General features: G+C 35.7%; 20 protein-coding genes. 7 read left to right on the top strand and 13 right to left on the bottom strand.

Going from position 1 to position 16,732, the window contains the following annotated elements; genetic code table 11:
• Positions 1-8: 8 nt before the first annotated feature.
• Positions 9-1,553, top strand: a complete 1,545-nt coding sequence (locus tag J2S19_RS09325; protein ID WP_307340555.1) for a beta-barrel domain-containing protein — start codon at positions 9-11, stop codon at positions 1,551-1,553.
• A gap of 190 nt (positions 1,554-1,743) precedes the next feature.
• Here J2S19_RS09325 and J2S19_RS09320 read toward each other — a convergent pair whose 3' ends face one another.
• Positions 1,744-2,454, bottom strand: a complete 711-nt coding sequence (locus J2S19_RS09320) for a YesL family protein (RefSeq protein ID WP_307340552.1) — start codon at positions 2,452-2,454, stop codon at positions 1,744-1,746.
• Positions 2,455-2,491: 37 nt separating this feature from the next.
• The gene (locus tag J2S19_RS09315; protein ID WP_307340550.1) at positions 2,492-4,843 is read right to left on the bottom strand and encodes a glycosyl hydrolase family 95 catalytic domain-containing protein; all 2,352 of its coding nucleotides are present in this window, start codon (positions 4,841-4,843) and stop codon (positions 2,492-2,494) included.
• Between the two features lie 357 nt (positions 4,844-5,200).
• Here J2S19_RS09315 and J2S19_RS09310 point away from each other — a divergent pair, with 357 nt between their 5' ends.
• From J2S19_RS09310 to J2S19_RS09285, 6 genes are all read left to right on the top strand, one after another.
• Positions 5,201-5,914: a cytochrome c biogenesis CcdA family protein gene (locus tag J2S19_RS09310; RefSeq protein ID WP_307340546.1), complete on the top strand. Its 714-nt coding sequence runs from the start codon at positions 5,201-5,203 to the stop codon at positions 5,912-5,914.
• An 18-nt stretch (positions 5,915-5,932) separates the two neighbouring features.
• Complete coding sequence (locus tag J2S19_RS09305; RefSeq protein WP_307340544.1) at positions 5,933-6,631, top strand: response regulator transcription factor; 699 nt, start codon at positions 5,933-5,935, stop codon at positions 6,629-6,631.
• Positions 6,621-7,691 carry a sensor histidine kinase gene (locus J2S19_RS09300; protein ID WP_307340542.1) on the top strand — a complete coding sequence of 357 codons (1,071 nt, stop codon included), beginning with the start codon at positions 6,621-6,623 and terminating at the stop codon, positions 7,689-7,691. Before J2S19_RS09305 ends, J2S19_RS09300 begins: the two co-directional genes overlap by 11 nt.
• 270 nt (positions 7,692-7,961) lie before the next feature.
• A complete protein-coding gene (locus tag J2S19_RS09295) occupies positions 7,962-8,366 on the top strand; it encodes an OsmC family protein (protein ID WP_307340540.1) in 405 nt (134 codons plus the stop codon).
• Positions 8,363-8,971, top strand: a complete 609-nt coding sequence (locus J2S19_RS09290) for a hypothetical protein (RefSeq protein WP_307340537.1) — start codon at positions 8,363-8,365, stop codon at positions 8,969-8,971. The genes J2S19_RS09295 and J2S19_RS09290 overlap by 4 nt, the downstream gene beginning before the upstream one ends.
• The gene (locus J2S19_RS09285) at positions 8,968-9,579 is read left to right on the top strand and encodes a peroxiredoxin family protein (RefSeq protein ID WP_370875105.1); all 612 of its coding nucleotides are present in this window, start codon (positions 8,968-8,970) and stop codon (positions 9,577-9,579) included. The genes J2S19_RS09290 and J2S19_RS09285 overlap by 4 nt, the downstream gene beginning before the upstream one ends.
• Before the next feature lie 275 nt (positions 9,580-9,854).
• On the opposite strand, the gene J2S19_RS09280 is transcribed toward J2S19_RS09285, so the two are convergent.
• The 11 genes from J2S19_RS09280 to J2S19_RS09230 all read right to left on the bottom strand — a co-directional run bounded on the left by J2S19_RS09280 (position 9,855) and on the right by J2S19_RS09230 (position 16,705).
• The gene (locus J2S19_RS09280; protein ID WP_307340535.1) at positions 9,855-10,631 is read right to left on the bottom strand and encodes a sulfite exporter TauE/SafE family protein; all 777 of its coding nucleotides are present in this window, start codon (positions 10,629-10,631) and stop codon (positions 9,855-9,857) included.
• 47 nt (positions 10,632-10,678) lie between these two features.
• Positions 10,679-10,906, bottom strand: a complete 228-nt coding sequence (locus J2S19_RS09275) for a sulfurtransferase TusA family protein (RefSeq protein ID WP_307340532.1) — start codon at positions 10,904-10,906, stop codon at positions 10,679-10,681.
• Positions 10,907-11,189: 283 nt separating this feature from the next.
• Positions 11,190-12,317 (bottom strand): MBL fold metallo-hydrolase, encoded by a 1,128-nt coding sequence (locus J2S19_RS09270; protein ID WP_307340529.1) that lies wholly within the window; start codon positions 12,315-12,317, stop codon positions 11,190-11,192.
• Positions 12,318-12,483: 166 nt separating this feature from the next.
• Positions 12,484-13,044: a sulfurtransferase TusA family protein gene (locus J2S19_RS09265; RefSeq protein WP_307340526.1), complete on the bottom strand. Its 561-nt coding sequence runs from the start codon at positions 13,042-13,044 to the stop codon at positions 12,484-12,486.
• A gap of 54 nt (positions 13,045-13,098) precedes the next feature.
• A complete protein-coding gene (locus J2S19_RS09260) occupies positions 13,099-13,398 on the bottom strand; it encodes a rhodanese-like domain-containing protein (protein ID WP_307340523.1) in 300 nt (99 codons plus the stop codon).
• 18 nt (positions 13,399-13,416) lie between these two features.
• Positions 13,417-13,776, bottom strand: a complete 360-nt coding sequence (locus tag J2S19_RS09255; RefSeq protein ID WP_307340519.1) for a rhodanese-like domain-containing protein — start codon at positions 13,774-13,776, stop codon at positions 13,417-13,419.
• A 21-nt stretch (positions 13,777-13,797) separates the two neighbouring features.
• Positions 13,798-14,277 (bottom strand): DsrE/DsrF/DrsH-like family protein, encoded by a 480-nt coding sequence (locus J2S19_RS09250; RefSeq protein WP_307340517.1) that lies wholly within the window; start codon positions 14,275-14,277, stop codon positions 13,798-13,800.
• 61 nt (positions 14,278-14,338) lie between these two features.
• Positions 14,339-14,566 carry a sulfurtransferase TusA family protein gene (locus J2S19_RS09245; protein ID WP_307340514.1) on the bottom strand — a complete coding sequence of 76 codons (228 nt, stop codon included), beginning with the start codon at positions 14,564-14,566 and terminating at the stop codon, positions 14,339-14,341.
• A gap of 143 nt (positions 14,567-14,709) precedes the next feature.
• Positions 14,710-14,970, bottom strand: a complete 261-nt coding sequence (locus J2S19_RS09240) for a metal-sensitive transcriptional regulator (protein WP_307340511.1) — start codon at positions 14,968-14,970, stop codon at positions 14,710-14,712.
• Between the two features lie 25 nt (positions 14,971-14,995).
• Positions 14,996-15,346: a rhodanese-like domain-containing protein gene (locus tag J2S19_RS09235; protein ID WP_307340508.1), complete on the bottom strand. Its 351-nt coding sequence runs from the start codon at positions 15,344-15,346 to the stop codon at positions 14,996-14,998.
• Between the two features lie 228 nt (positions 15,347-15,574).
• Entirely contained in the window at positions 15,575-16,705 is a 1,131-nt protein-coding gene (locus tag J2S19_RS09230; RefSeq protein WP_307340506.1) for an MBL fold metallo-hydrolase, read from the bottom strand.
• Positions 16,706-16,732 lie beyond the last annotated feature (27 nt).

Below are 16,732 nucleotides of genomic sequence, written 5' to 3'. Positions count from 1 at the left end.
GTTAATATATGAGAAAAAATATAATTGATATGGAAGAATGGTCAGCTAGCAAAGATATTCTCAATGCCAAGCCTAATCGAATAGTCCCACTATTTTTAGTCATCCTCTTACTCATCATTGCTACACTTCTAGCATGGAGCTACTTTGGCAAAATTGATGAATATACGAAAGCAGTCGGAATTGTTCGGCCTGGTGAGGATATTCGTACAATTAGCGGAAAGCCAGGTGAAATCGAAAAAGTGTATGTTGAAGAAGGGCAAATTGTGAAGGAAAATGAGCCTCTCTTAACGATTAATAACGATGAGGTTACGATAAAAAAGGAAGAACTCGATACTCAAATTGCTACTTTAAAGGAAGAAGTAGAACTTCTACAAACATATAAGGAAGGAATAGATTCTAATCGCAATACAATTAATGGTGAAGGAGAATTAGTTGAAAAGTATCGAAATGAACTTGACAAATATTTACTTAAACAAGAAAGCTTGCAAAAGGAAATAACACTACTTCAAGAAATGGAAAATGAGTCAAAAAGTTATGTATCGAATCAGCATTTAAAGGTTGATTCAGAATTAGCCGACCTTACAAATGAAGTTAATCAATATAAAAACCTTGAGCAAAAAATAATGAACAACAAGGATATATCAATAAACAATGATTCAAGTGCTTATATATTATACAAACGTTACCTAGCAGATTTGGACAAAATTGAAAACGAGTATGAACAGCAAATGACAACTCTTCAAAACCAGGCTGAGGAAAGTGAAAAAGCTTTACAGGTTCAGGAAGGACTTCAGGATGTTGCAGTTAACCAGTCAAGTGAGATTTCATTTGAAGATTTAGAGAAGCAAAAAAATGAAGCGATCCACCAATTAAAAACAGACTATCAAACTCAAATTCTGTCTTCAATTAATAGCTTAGATTCTGAAAAACGTAGTATTGAATTGAATTCATACCAACCAAGCAATAGCCAATATGGCGTCCAAATTAGTCAAGTTCTAAGCTCGAAAATGGAATATGAAAAAGAAACAATTGCGCAAATTAATGATTCGATACAACAACTAGAAAATCAATTAGTTACTCTACAATCACAGGCTAAACTAAACAACGAAACCGAGAAATCAAGCGAAATATTAGCCCCAAGTACTGGTATCGTTGAATTAGGACAACCAATCAGTGAAGGGGATGTACTTCAAGGCGGCGAAAAAATCCTTTCGATTATTCCTGAGAAAAATAAAGTATATAAAATTAAATTATCGATTCCTAGCAGTGAAATTGGAAAGATAAAAATTGGAGATGCGATTAACTTTAGATTTGATTCACTTTCCAAAGATGAAAATAAACGTATTACTGGTAAAGTAACATATATAAGTCCAGATATTGTTGTGGATAGTGAAACAAATGCGAATTATTTTGTTGCCGAGTCAACGATTCCTATGAAATCGCTGCAGGAGAAAGGAATTTCGATTAAAATCGGTATGTCCTGCGAAGCACATATCGTCTATGACTCTAAAAGAATCTTACATTTTATCCTAGAGAAATTGAGTTTTATGTAGTTATAGTGAACTGTGCATTTGATTAATGAACGTTACCAATTCAAACATAATTGTCTGATACAAATAAAAAAGGGAATCATTTTCTCATTATAGTGAAAAGATTTCCTTCTTTATTTGTTTAATGCATTTAATTGATTGAACGACTCCTTCAAGGTGTTACGAAGTTAATAGCCTTTTTTATCCATGCCGTTTAAGCTTGATTTACACTTGCTTTTCGACTTTCTATTTTCAGTATCGTCTTCTGTATAATTTTATAAAAATAAAAATATGAGAAATAAGCGATTAATGAACCAATTCCAATTGGTAGCAAAAATGTTAAACTGCTGCTCATGTAAACAAATGCACCAGCAATTAAGGCCACACCTACAGTCGAAAATGGATTGCTAATTGTAAGTATAAACGTATTTTTTAACATCGTGACAAACCGTAATTCAAAATGGACAATGTATGAAAAATAGTGACTATTCCATGTAAAAAAGAATGCAGTAATGATGAAAAAGACAGCAAGAATGAGTGGTGATTGGTCTTTAAAGAATAATAGATAATTAACGAGCCAGCCACTCCAAAATAATACGAAGACAATACCACCTAGCAGGCTTTTTCGATAATTTTCCTTATAGTATCTCAAGTACGAGCGGATAACCGGAATATCTCCTTCCCCCATTACCCACTTTCTAGCAATACCATACATCGCAGCGGTTGCAGGAAAGAAAACACATGGCGTCAATATGGCGAGAAGGATTCCTGTCGTTTGCAAATTCGCAAAGTTACTTCCTATTAAACTAAGCAAAACATATAAGATTGGCAGGTTAAAAAGCAACCACATCATATTTGTTACCACGATCCGTGTAAAGATTACCGAAAATTTATAAAAGCCGCCCATTAATCCATTCATTTCCATATGTATCCACCTCATGTCTAGTCTTTCTAAAATGCTGTTACACTATCTGCCAAATGAGCTTTACTTGCTCAGCCTTTTTCAATGATAGCTTCCACCCATCATCTTCCTTTACAACATGCTCTTCTGTAGTTAGCATAAAAGCCTCATTTCTCTTTATTCTTATATGAACATCCTGGTCTGTTTTCGAAGTAACGTTTAATTCAATTTTTCCTTCATTCTTTATATCCCAGCTGAGCTCATTAATATAAATTTGCCCCCGGCATAATGTTCCGGAAATTTTTCCACTTGTAAGTTCATTTGGTAATGCAGGCAGTAAATCTATTTTGCCAGGTAGCGAGAATACGAGCAAATTGTGAATGAGCTCTGGAATCGCTCCGTTTGCATCAACATTGAATACATCATAGTTGTCATAATGAGCAGTCATCATACTAGGATAGATTGCTCCACCTGAAGCCATCATTCGAAAAATATCCCAAACAATATCCCCCATTCCAAATCGTGCCGCCGCTAAACCAGCATGCATACGACCATGTGATGAAGTATCTGTATTTGGATTGTACAACCAATGCTCAAATTTCTTTTCTAACGCAATCTTTGAAGCTACCCATAGTTCTGGTGTCTCCTCTTCTGAGAATTCATAGCTTTGGAAAATCGGATACAAATGTGAATAATGACGATGATTATAGTTATCATCATGGTCATTTACAGCCCATTCCTTCAAAGCACCTTCTTCGTTAATAAGATATGGAGGTAGCTTATTAAGCATAGTTTCCCAATGTGGGATTTGTTCTTTATCGATGTTCAACTCGTTACATGCAGAAATGAGATTTGTCAGTACCTGTTTCGCCACTGCGATATCCTGTGTACTATTAGCAGCAATACCATTTTCTGCTGAATAAGAAGGATTGAATACGAATGTTCCATTCTCTTCATAGAGAAAGTCCTCATAAAAGAGCACAACCTCTTTTAAGTATGGAACAACATGCTCCTGTAAAAACGGTTTATCGCCCGTGTATAAATAGTAATCATACAATAAATGAGCAAGCCACCCTGCACCACAGGTCCAAAATGCACCGAAAAATGTATCACATTCCCGTTCGCCCCAGCTGGAATCCCCCCAATGGAGATGCTTGCCGCTATTAGAAGCCCGAACACCTGACATAATACCACGACAACCAAACATTGTTTTAGCATTGTATTTAAAATCATCTAGATAGCTTTCCAGCAGCGCCACATATGGTTTAAACCCTTCAAGCATATTGCCACTAAAAACAGATGCCATCGCAAGCTGGAGATTTGTATCTAATGTATAATCCGAAGACCATGAAGGTGTCCATGTCCCAGTCCATATCCCTTGTAAATTAGGTGGTCTCAATCCTGAGCTTGTGATGAACATATAGCGCCCGGCATGGAACATTTTTTCAACTAATGCTGTTGATAATACTTTCGTTTGGCGAACGTCTTCAAATAATTGCTCTGAACTCCAATTGCGTTTCTCTCCGCCATGGAAGTCAATTGCAACACGATGAAACATTTCAGAATGAATTTTTCGATGCGATTGAAAAAGCTCAGCATAGCTCTGTCTAGTTGGAAATAGCTTCTCAGTCTGTGAACCTAGTTTATCGACAAGCTCAAATGGGATGATTTTTATAAATACGAGTATTTCCCTTGTATTAGTCACAGTAATTCGATTTCGTTCTCTAGCAAGGTGACCATCTGGACAGACAACTTCGACGAAGCTTTCATAGCCATGTTCTGCATGTTTATAAGTGTGGAGCCCTTTAATTGTCGTTGCCCCTACATCGAAACTCGCATTTAGTAACGGATGGTCTATTTCCTCCGCAGATAAACAAACAAGCGGCATGACTTTATTAGAAGTAATTGACATAATCACTGCCCCATCTTGTCGTGAAGCAAAAAGCTTTCGTTCAAACTGTTGATTTCCATCATTCCAAGATGTTAACACTTCACCTGTTGCAAAATCGACAGCACGAATATAGTCATGCACAACTTTTGCTGAAGGCTGCTCAATTGATAAAAATACCCCTGGGTGATATGGGTCTGTATCAACAAGCGTATGACCTAGCTCCTCACCTTTTCTGATGAAATATTCATGTGAAGCAATGTAGCCTTCTGTTCTACTAATTTTTCGCACTTCCTCTAAATACGGTGCCATATTCGGAATTTCTTCCTTTGAACCAAGCGGTAAAAAGAGCTCAGCATGATTGACAATAACTGTTTCGCGCTCCGGTTTACCATAATGCATAGCACCTAGTTCACCGTTTCCGGTAACGTTGGCAAATTCCCACTTTTCTGCGGGTTGTCTGCTAAAAGCTCCGTATTCTGGGATTCGGTTATCGATTGTTTTGGTGATCGTTTCGTTCTGCAAAAACATTCCCTCCTATCAATCTATTACAAATAATAAGTCTATTATTGGTCTCTACAGATTTTTTTCATAAGAAACAAAATATAAATGTTTTATCTCTTTAAGCGCTTCCAAAAATACATGTAAAATCACAAATTATCATATTTTATGTTTAGTTTAAATGGAATTACAGCAATGATACCATGTACAATTTAGCACGATATTCCGTTCATAATTAGATATTTACTGAATCAAGTTCTCAATACCTTACCTTTTATCCATATTTGACATCAGCTTTTCTCTAATACTTCTTACTTTCCTCTCTATCTTAATCAAAACTTAACAAATCAACTTGATAATAGAATAAGAGGTGATTAGATAATGAATGATATTGGTATTTTGTTTGCCATCATTGGGGGTACTCTATCTTTTTTCTCCCCTTGTGTATTTCCACTTTTGCCGGCATATATAACACATTTAACTGGAGGGAAAATTGAAGATGCAAAGCTTGATGTTGACCGAAAACTGCTTTATTACAGGTCAATTGGATTTATTCTAGGATTCAGCATCATCTTTATTGCCCTTGGAGCTTCAGCAAGCTTCATTGGGAAAGTACTAGTAAATTATCGTGTACTTATCATGCAGTTAGCAGGCTTATTAATTATTATTTTTGGCTTACAGATGGCTGGTTTGTTAAAATTTAAATTATTAATGAAAGAAAAAAGAATTCAATCAAATCGGAAACCCAAAAGCATGCTTGGGTCAATTTTGTTGGGCATGGCTTTTGCAAGTGGCTGGTCACCTTGTGTCGGACTAGCCCTTTCCTCTATTCTACTATTGGCTAGTTCAACAGATACATTGTCTCAAGGAATTTTACTATTAGGAGCTTATTCACTTGGAATGGCGATCCCATTTTTTCTAATAACTCTTATTATTTCGAATTCACTTAAAATGATGAGAAAAATAAACAAATATTTAGGTAAGCTTGCCGTTGTGAATGGTATCGTCATGGTCATGCTCGGATTCCTAGTATTAAGTGGACAAATGCAAAGAATAAGTGCCTGGTTATCCGCATTTCGTTTATTCGAACTTTAATGGACAAGGGGGGATTTGATGTCATCAACTCATTTAATAGGAAAAACTGTTCTAGTTGTAGAAGATGATCCTAAAATTCGGAAACTTATTAGCCTTTATCTAGAAAACGAAGGCTATGAAGTTACTGAAGCAGCTGACGGAAAAGATGCAAAGGTGAAAATTGAAAAGTTCGATCCTTGTATCTTGATACTTGACTTAATGCTTCCAAACATAAGTGGTGAGGAAATATGTAGATGGGTTCGTGAAGACTTAAAAAGTGTTATGCCCATTATTATTCTAAGTGCAAAGGTGTCTGAGAAAGAACGTATCCGTGGATTTAAGTTAGGGGCTGACGATTATGTCATCAAACCCTTCAGTCCTGGTGAATTAATGGTCCGTATCGAAGCCGTATTACGAAGAACTGCAAGCCGCTGTGGAAAATTAAGCTTTACAGGCTTTACAATTAAACCTGTTAAAGGTGAAGCACAAATCAATGGGGAAAAGCTTGAACTAACCCATTTTGAATTTAAACTTCTTCATGCACTAATGCAGCATCCGAACCAAATTTTATCAAGAGAGCAAATTCTTCAGCTTATATACGAAAAGAATGAAAAAGTAGTTTCCGACCGTACGATAGACGTACATATTAAACATTTACGTGAGAAAATTAAAGAAAAAACACCGAAGGATTATATACAAACAGTGAGAGGAATGGGATACAAATTTGTTGGCGTATAAGAAACTTACAAATCTTTTATCAAAGCTAGTTGCACTTAATAGTTTTGTCATTTTACTCGTTATTATTCTAGCAGGGTTATCTGTAAAAAATTACGCCTGTTACTTAGTTAATTCGAAACAAATAATCGGCCAAGATTTTGTTGACACATTAAACCTTTATCTTTTATTTGTAAGTATTCTTGCCTTTTTAATAGGTGGATTATTTCACTATATTACAGCAAGAAATATCATTAAACCGATTAAAGCACTAGCAAATGCTGCAAAGGAGATAAAGGAGGGGCGTAAACCTACTGAAATCACGTCCTCTTCATCAGGAGAAATAAAGGAATTAATCATAAACTTTAATGCGATGGCCACTAGTCTACAATCCATGCAGGAGCAGCGGGAAAATATGCTACGTGATATAGCACATGAATTGCGGACACCACTAACCAATTTAAATGGCTATTTAGAAGCCTTGCAAAATAATATGATAGACAGTAATCCTGAGCTCTTTGGTTCTCTATTGGATGAATCAAGGCGAATGACAACAATTGTTGAACTACTGACAGAATTAAATTCATGGAACCATGGGAACTACATGAATGATAAAGCCTTTCACATCATTGATTTACAAACTGTTATCAATGACACCATTACAACCTTTCAGCTTAAATTGAATCAGCAATTTAGCGAGCAACTATATAACGTTGAACAAACGAAGATATTAGCTAATAGAGATGGTCTCACCCAGGTATTTTCTAATATTCTTCAAAATATTATTGACTATAATCTTGGTAAAAGCATTGAAATCTTTGGGGAAATTAAAAAGCAACATTATCTTCTTTCATTTACACATGAAGGAAAACCGATTGACCCCGAAGATAAAGACTTAATTTTTGAACGTTTCTATCGTCTAGACGAATCGCGAACTATTAAATCAACTGGAGCTGGTCTTGGACTCGCTATAGCTAAAAGCATCGTTCTAGCCCATAACGGTGAGATTGGAATCAACACTGATGGGTCTCGTCATACATTTTGGATATCCCTCCCTATGAAGATAAAGGCTCCTAACTGTTGAGCCTTTTCTTTTCCCACTAAATAAGTCTCTTATATAAATAACCGTTTACTAATAGTTGATTAAACAGACAGCCTGGATGTGTAGAGAATAATATAGTAATAATTTCTAAGCTGTCTCTTCATTCACACAGGATGCCTAATACCCGTATATTCATTTTAAACCGCAATATTGGAATGAACGATTCACATGCCACTTAAATATTTATCCTTAAACTTAATCATTCCTTAACAAAAGCCCCTCATACTTATCAACAAGAGGAGGTGTCTTACATTGCAATATACCATCAATAAAGCAATTGTCTCTACAAACCTAAACTACGGTCGATTACATATTTCACCTAACGCAAGTGAGGGTTTTCGACCGTATGAACTATTTATTTCATCTTTAGCAGGATGTAGCGGAGCTATTCTAGCAAAAATCTTAGAGAAAAAAAGGATTGCATTTGAAGAAATTGATATCGATTCAACCTTCGAAAGAAACCCTATATATTCCAATCGATTTGAAAAGATAGAATTTAATGCATCTATTAAAACTTCTACAATTATTGGTGAAAAACAAGCTGAAAAGATAGCAGAACTCGTCTTAAAGAACTGTGGGATGATTCAATCTGTTAACACTTCAGTTGACATTACATTTGTCCTTAGCTTTGTACAAGCTACAAGTGATTATCAATGACCTATATTCAAATTGGAATTTTCACGATCCCTTCTGCTTGGCTATCAGCAATATTAGCTCTTTTTCTTGTAGCTAGTATGATTCGACTAATGATGAAGCAAAAGGTTCCGGATTGGTATTGGAATGGATTTTTTCTTTATGTTTTAGTTTGGAAGCTCAGCTATATTTTCTTTGAATTTTCACTTTTTTTAGATATGCCAATGTCACTTATTTACTTTCATGGAGGGTTAAAAGGTCACATACTAGCAATTGGAGTCGTAACCGGTTATTTTATCATCGTTGTCAGAAAAAGGGTACCATTGCTTCAACATTCGATCCACTACATCCTATCCTATTTTATATTTTATCAAGGAGTAATCAACCTGCTTGACATGAACTTTGTGGAAGGGGGACTTCATCTATCATTAAGTTTAAGTTTGCTCTCTCTTAAATACAAAGAAGATTTAAAGTTTAATATGCAAATGATTCTTTTATCTACCATGGTAGAGCTATTATTACTTAGTGTATATCAGTCTCTCTTTACATATGACATTTATACGATAATTTGGCTCGGCTTTGGTTTACCTTATTTACTATACTACTTAAAGAGAGGAAGAATGGCTTGAAATTGAAAAAGAATAGTATTGCTGTTGTCATAATCTTTCTTGCAGTAGCAATCATATTAGTGAACCTCTGGAAATCCTTTGAACTAAATGAACAACAAACTATAACGGGAAGGGATAATTCTACCATTAATAATGAACAAAAATCTGAAGAAAAAACAATAAAGGGAGTAGATTTAGCAGAAGTTCAAGAAGGGAAAATCCCACCTGATTTTCAATTGAATACACTTAATGGGAACACTGTTAAACTCTCAGACTATCGAGGAAAGAAAGTTATCTTAAACTTTTGGGCAACGTGGTGCCCTCCTTGTAAGGCAGAGATGCCTCATATGCAAAACTTTTACGAAAAGAATAAAGAAAATGGGATAGAAATACTTGCTGTCAATTTAACAAGTATGGACAATGGTGTTGAGGCTATTCAGGAATTTAAAAATAGCTATGGGTTAACATTTACGATACCGCTAGATGAAACTGGGGACTTAGGTATACAATATCAAGCCTTCACGATCCCAACTAGCTATATTATTGATACTAATGGTGTGATTTCAAAAAAGATTGTCGGGCCGATGGATGAACAAACAATGGAAGCATTAATAAGTGAAATTCCATAGATAGCTACTACACTGAAGTCTTTAAATTAATTGAGTAATAATACACAGTTTGAGTTAAGTAAGTAGGAAGTCAACAAGCTCCAAATCGTATATAAAGATAATCGATTTAATAACTCTATTGATACGTCTACTAGAAAACAATAGTAGATTCTGAGAAATTATAGAAAAGGCAATGAATTGATACAAAACAGCCAGTTGAAGTAAAAATTGACGGCAAACTAAATAATTAGTTATACCGTCAATTTTTACTTTATGTTCTTTTTTATTTGGCTGAATTATAAAATATCCATCCAAATTTTTATCGCAGTCGCCAAAATTAACAAGGCTAATACAACTTGTAAAACTTTCGTATTCACCTTTTTCCCCACATTTGCACCAATTGGAGAAGCAATTAAACTGGCAACAATCATAATAAATGCCGGAAAATATTCGACCTGTCCAGTTGTTACTTTACCAATCGTCGATCCGATCGAGGATATAAATGTAATTGCTAATGATGAAGCAATCGTCATTCGCGTCGGTATTTTTAAGACGACTAACATGATTGGGACTAGTAAAAACGCGCCTGCTGCACCAACAATGCCTGCTCCAACCCCAACAATTAACGCAAACAATGCAGCTAGCCATTTGTTAAACTTCACTTCTTCTAATGGAATATCATCGATGCCTTTCTTCGGAATAAACATCATGATCGCAGCGATTAACGCTAAGATTCCATAAATTAAATTGATGCCACCCTCACTCATCATCTTTGAACCATATCCACCAACAAAGCTACCGATTAATATAGCTACACCCATATAAATAATTAGCGACTTATTTAAGTATCCACCTTTACGATATGCCCAAACTCCCCCAATCGTTGCGAATAAGACTTGTATTGCACTTATTCCTGAAACCTCATGGGCAGTAAAAGCTGCTAAACCAAATAACGGTGGAATATATAATAGCATCGGATACTTAATAATCGACCCACCGATACCGAGCATGCCGGAAAGAAAAGAGCCGATAAACCCAATTAAAAATATTGTTATGATAAAAGCTAAATCCATACATCTACCTCCTAAAAAGAGACTGCCCTACAGACAGTCTCATTTATTTATCCTTTTTTAATCCAGAATTTTAATACATCTTGTTCTTGTTCATGGTGAAGGAATTCATGTCCACCAGATTTTGCCCACGCCACTAAGTCATTTTTTGCACCTTTATCTGTTGCGTGAATTTCTAACACTTCTCCGCTATCAAGTTCATTCATTGCTTTTCTTGTTTTTACAATTGGCATTGGACATGCTAATCCTTTTGCATCAAGTACTTTTGTAGATTCCATTTATATCATCCTCCAATATTAATAATGGCTGTTTTCGTAAACATTGTTGCTTTTAACTTAGTTGTCGTTTAGGGTTTGTTTCCGCTACAGTACTCGCTTTCCGCGGGGTGGGTGCTGAGCCTCCTCAGCGCAAGCGCCTGCGGGGTCTCATCTCTCCCACGCATCCCGCAGGAGTCTCGCACTTCCGCTCCAACAAACCCTTAAAAAAATTTAGTGCAAAAAATCACAACCTTTTAGAGAAGAGCCTTAATAATTAACTCGTTTTATTAATTGATCTTGTTTGCTATCTTACCGCACAACGGTTTGGTCCAATTTCCATCTCGCGTTGTTTTTCTTCATCAGGATTTAGTTTCCCCATATTTGTCTGACGTATTTCTTGATATGCATTTGGTTGAGGGGGTAGATTTTCTGTTACTAATTTTCTAAATTCATTTTCATCTTTTATTTGTAAACCATGATTTTTTTCATAAAGCAACCCAAGCTTCTCTGCGACGCTTCCATCATCATTAAGTTCTTCAATGACCATAAAATGTGCGGGAAGAACTACTAGCTCTTCTGATAACTGCTTATAGCGTTTATACAAACTATCCCTTAAATCACCGACCCAGTCCTCTGCCATACCTGCAAGATCAGGTCGTCCTATTGAATCAATGAATAAAATATCACCTGAAAGTAAGTAGCTATCATCTACGACAAAGGAAGTCGAGCCAATTGTATGACCTGGTGAGTAAAGTGCATGAATATCAATAGCTGTATCACCTATTTTTACAGCATTTCCATTTTCTAACGGCGCAAAAGTAAATGTTACTTCTGCTGCATCTTTAGGCGGCAACCAATATGTTGCATTCGTTTGTTCTGCTATGATTCGGCCACCTGAAATATGGTCAGCATGTAAGTGTGTATCAAAAACATGGGTAATGTTTGCACCAATATCGCTAGCAAATTGCAGGTAAATATCTGTCATTCTTGTCGCATCAATTAACGCGGCCTCACCATTTGATACGACCATATACGATAGGCAGCCTTTTCCGATACGGACAAATTGATAAATTTCACCGCCATCTTTCAAATTACCTAATTTAACTGGCTCTAAATGTTCACTCCAAGCTTTCATACCACCTTGTAAATAAGAAACAGTCTGTCCTGCTTCTGAAAGCATATCAGCAACCATCACGGATGAACCTTCTTTAGCACATACAACTAGTATCTCTTTATCAGTCGGTATATCTGATAATATTTGTTCTACACCATCTAATAGGTCAAAGTAAGGAATATTTAGATAGGTAAAGTTTTGCCCTTCAATTTTCCAATCTTTAAAATCACTTTCATTTCGTACATCTAATATGAAAAGCTCCTCTTTGTTAAAAATCATCTTTGTAACATCTTTTGAAGTCATCATGTTTACCGTCATCACAAATTACCCCCTAAGGTATATTTAGTAGTAAAATTTTTTAGATTTCTCCTGCTTGTTTTACTCCAGCACCCCATAAAAAAGTTATAAGCACTGGAGCGTAGACTAAAGCGAATGAAAATCGGCGTTTCACCATATTCGGTCATTTACATATATAATTTCTAATTTATTTATTCGTTTCCCCAGACCATTGACTCATGCCAGGTACAACGTTTTTTACGTTTGTAAAACCATGTTCCGCTAATTTTTGTGCTGCTAAGTCACTACGACTACCTGTGCGACAAATAACATAAATCTCGTCCATTTTATTTAATTCATGTAACCTAGATTCCAATTCACCTAGCGGTAATGAAATAGCTTGAGGAATATGATTGAAAACATACTCTGCATTCTCCCTAACATCTAAGACAACGATTTGTTCAGATAGTTTTTGTTGTAATTCATCATTTGTTACAACAAGTGGATGCTTTTTCTCATTCTTGCTCTCTTCGTCCGAAGATTTCCTTATATAATGCTTCAGTACATCTCCATCCTCTAGAGTTCCTAAATATTGATGACCAGTGCTCTCAGACCAAGCTTTCATATCAGCTGTTGATCCTCTATCTGTTGCCTGAACTTCTAGAACAAAGCCTGGACTTAAGCCCTTCATTACCTTTTTAGTCTTCACAATTGGCATTGGACATGCTAATCCTTTTGCATCTAATACTTCATTTACTTTTACATTCATGATATAGCGGCCTCCCATATACCACAAGGGGTATAATTTATTTTAAAAAAAATTTTATTTTTCTAGTTTACCTTCCCATGCAAGCATGCCACCAGACATGTTAATCACGTTAAAACCTTGGCCTTCAAGAAATTGAGAAGCTTGACCACTTCTGCCACCTGAACGACACACAAGTGTATATTCTTTTGACTTGTCTAGCTCATGCATCCGAAATTCTAGCAACCCTAATGGGATGTTCACAGCCCCAGGAATTTTCCCTTCGGCAACTTCAGCAACTTCACGGACATCAACAATGTTTAAATTTTTTCCTTCATTTAATAATGTCTCTACTTCTTTAGCCGTCATTTGTTTCATAACTATTTCCTCCTTTTATTAGCTCCAGGCATTCATGCCGCCCTTTACATTCGTTACATGCTTAAAGCCCTGCTTCTTCAATAGTTTACTTGCCTTACTACTTCTCATTCCACATTGACAAACAACGACCACTTCTTTTTCTTTTGATAGTTGATTTGTTTTTGCTGCTAATTGATGAAGTGGGATATTTTTAAAGCCACGGATATTGTTTGCTTTATACTCAGCAGGAGTGCGCACATCAATATATTGTTTATTTTTATCTTGAAGCTCATTTTTTAGTCCAGCTGTTGTAATTTGCTTGACACCTTTTGTTGGTAAAAATCTTTGAATAATGAAGAAAATAATGAGACCGATTAAAAAATAATTAATATATTCCATCGTATTCCTCCTTGACCAAAGTTAAATAAATAAGTTTACATTGCCATCTTCCGCATCAGCTAAGTAAGCAGCTACACCAGCATATTCAATGTTCTCGAGTAATTCTTGCTCTTGTAACCCTAATAAGTCCATTGTCATTGTGCAGGCAACTAGCTTTACATCCTGCTCCTGAGCCATCTCAATTAATTGCGGTAAAGGTAACGCATTATGTTTTTTGATGACATCTTTAATCATTTTCGGACCAAAGCCAGCAAAGTTCATTTTCGAGAGGCCCATTTTATCAGCACCTCTAGGCATCATTTTCGCAAACATCTTTTCAGGTAAAGACTTCTTTAGTTGTATCGGCTCGTCTTTTCTTAGAGCATTTAGGCCCCAAAACGTATGAAATATCGTTACTTCATGGTCATATGCAGCTGCTCCATTTGCAATGATATAAGCTGCCATTGCTTTATCATAATCACCGCTAAATAATACAATTGTTGTTTTTTTCGTTTCTGTCATTAATACTTCCTCCTCCGTACCAATTACCAATACATGTATAGGTATTAATTTTTATAAAAAATTAAGCTTTCTTTATCCAAAACTTCAATATATCACTTTCGATATCATGCTTAATCAATTCATGTCCCCCAGATTTAGCCCATGCAGTTAAATCGTTTTTTGCGCCTTTATCAGTTGTGTGAATTTCAAGGACTTGACCTGATTGTATTTCATTTATCGCCTTTTTCGTTTTAACGATTGGCATTGGGCATGCTAGTCCTTTTGCATCCACAAATTTATCTATGTTCATAATTAAATCCTCCTAATTTCATATTACCTCTACCCCTAAGGGTATATTACTAAATAAAAAAATAACTGTCAATCAAAACCTCTAATTTCAAAAATATTATTTTATGAAGGGAAATTTCTCATGTAACTCTCCCTTCTTGATTGTTATCTACTTTTCACTAATAAATTAACAGCCTCTTTAATTAATTGATCTGTATCTTCACCTTTTTGCTCAGCATCTAAGACACATTCTACTAGATTAGAGCTAACAATGACGCCCACTGTACGGTCAACTGCAGAACGGACCGCAGAGAGTTGAGTGATTACATCTTTACAATCTTTGTTTTCTTCCATCATTTTCAATATCCCACGAAGCTGTCCTTCCATACGTTTCACTCTATTTTTAATTTGGTCATTATATTCCATTTGTATCTCTCCATTCCTATAAATATCATTTACAGTCACAATCTGTAAGCGTGTAGCTTGCTACCTTAAAACCCTTTTTTCTTAAAAATCTTACACTCATATTTTTTTCAATTGTGTTAGATGCCACTACATGTACAGTCGGCCTTTTTATATCTTGATAATGTCTTTTCATATAAGCAATTGGAATATTTACCGCTTTTCGGATTGGTTTGTTAGTAGATTGATGATAATCCCTGACATCTACAATATCAATTGATTCCCCATCAACATTCAATGATTTTAAACAATCAACTCCCCAAACTGGGAAATACCTACTATATATAAAACTACTTATTACGATAATTAGCAGACCTACCATCATAAATAATATATACATATCATATACCTCACTATTGCGTTTGATGTAAGCTTGACATGACCTCATTTTTATAAGCACATTCATTGTGTTTCTTACATTCCCTATAATATACCCTCATAGGTATATTGTCAACAGCTTACTTACTCGAAATATCATCCAATTTTTACTATAGCCTTGTTCACCCATCATCGCAAGTATCTATTTATATAAAAAAGCTGACTCCAGCTAGAGAGTCAACCTTTACCTTTATCTAACGGCACAACGATTTGGGCCGATTTCCATTTCCCGCTTTTGTTCTTCATCAGGGATGATTTTACCCATATTGGTTTCACGTATTTCCTGGTAAGAATTTGGCTGCGGTGGTAAATTCTCTGTTACTATCTTTCTAAACTCATGGTCACTTTCAATATTTAAACCATGGTTTTGTTTAAATAAAGTTCCAATTTTTTTAGCAATTGAACCATCATTGTTCATTTCCTTAATTGACATATAGTGCGCAGGCAAAACAATTAATTGTTCTGCTAGTTCCCTATATGTTTTATAAAGCGTGTTTCTTAAATCAGAAACCCAATCTTCAGCTTTCCCTGCAAGATCCGGGCGACCAATTGAATCAATAAACAATATATCACCTGTTAGTAAGTATTGATCATCAACAATAAACGATGTACTACCAATTGTGTGACCAGGAGAGTATATCGCTTTTATCGTAACGTCTCCTACTTTATGTGTGTCCCCATCATGAATTTCAGAATATTCATATGTGACTTCTTCAGCATCCCTTGGTGGTAAATAATATGGTGCATTATACTTATCAGCTATTTTTTTTCCTCCAGAGATATGGTCAGCGTGTAAATGTGTATCAAATACATGGGTCAGCTTTACGTTCTCCTCTTGTAATACAGCTTCATACGTGTCAAGCATACGATTTGTATCAATCATAGCCCCTTCCCCATTTGATACAATTAGATAAGACAAACACCCTTTTCCAATTCGCACGAATTGATAGATTTCTCCACCACTTTTTAGTTCGCCTATTTTTATAGGCTCTAAGTGCTCACTCCATGCTTTCATTCCACCCTCTATAGAGTATACATCCTCATAACCAGCTTCAGTAATTTGCTCTGCAACAAACTCAGAGGATCCCCCTTTTGCGCAAATGACATAAATTGCTCGATTGTTCGGAAGCTTATCGATAATTGGCTCTATCCCTTCAAGCAGTTCAAAGTAAGGAACATTTATTATTTCTACATTATTTCCTTCAATCTTCCAATCATCGAAATCTTCTGTATTTCGTGCGTCCAGGATGAAAATTTCCTCATTTCTGATCACCTTTTTGGCAAGTTCACTTACCGTTATCGTTTTCACTTCATTAGACATTTTACTCCTCCTTTCCGTCTATCATTT

It is taken from the genome of Metabacillus malikii (assembly GCF_030813355.1).
In the GTDB taxonomy this organism is placed as follows: domain Bacteria; phylum Bacillota; class Bacilli; order Bacillales; family Bacillaceae; genus Metabacillus; species Metabacillus malikii.
Note: the sequence above shows the minus strand (reverse complement) of the source record. Positions and strands in the feature narration are given on the sequence as shown.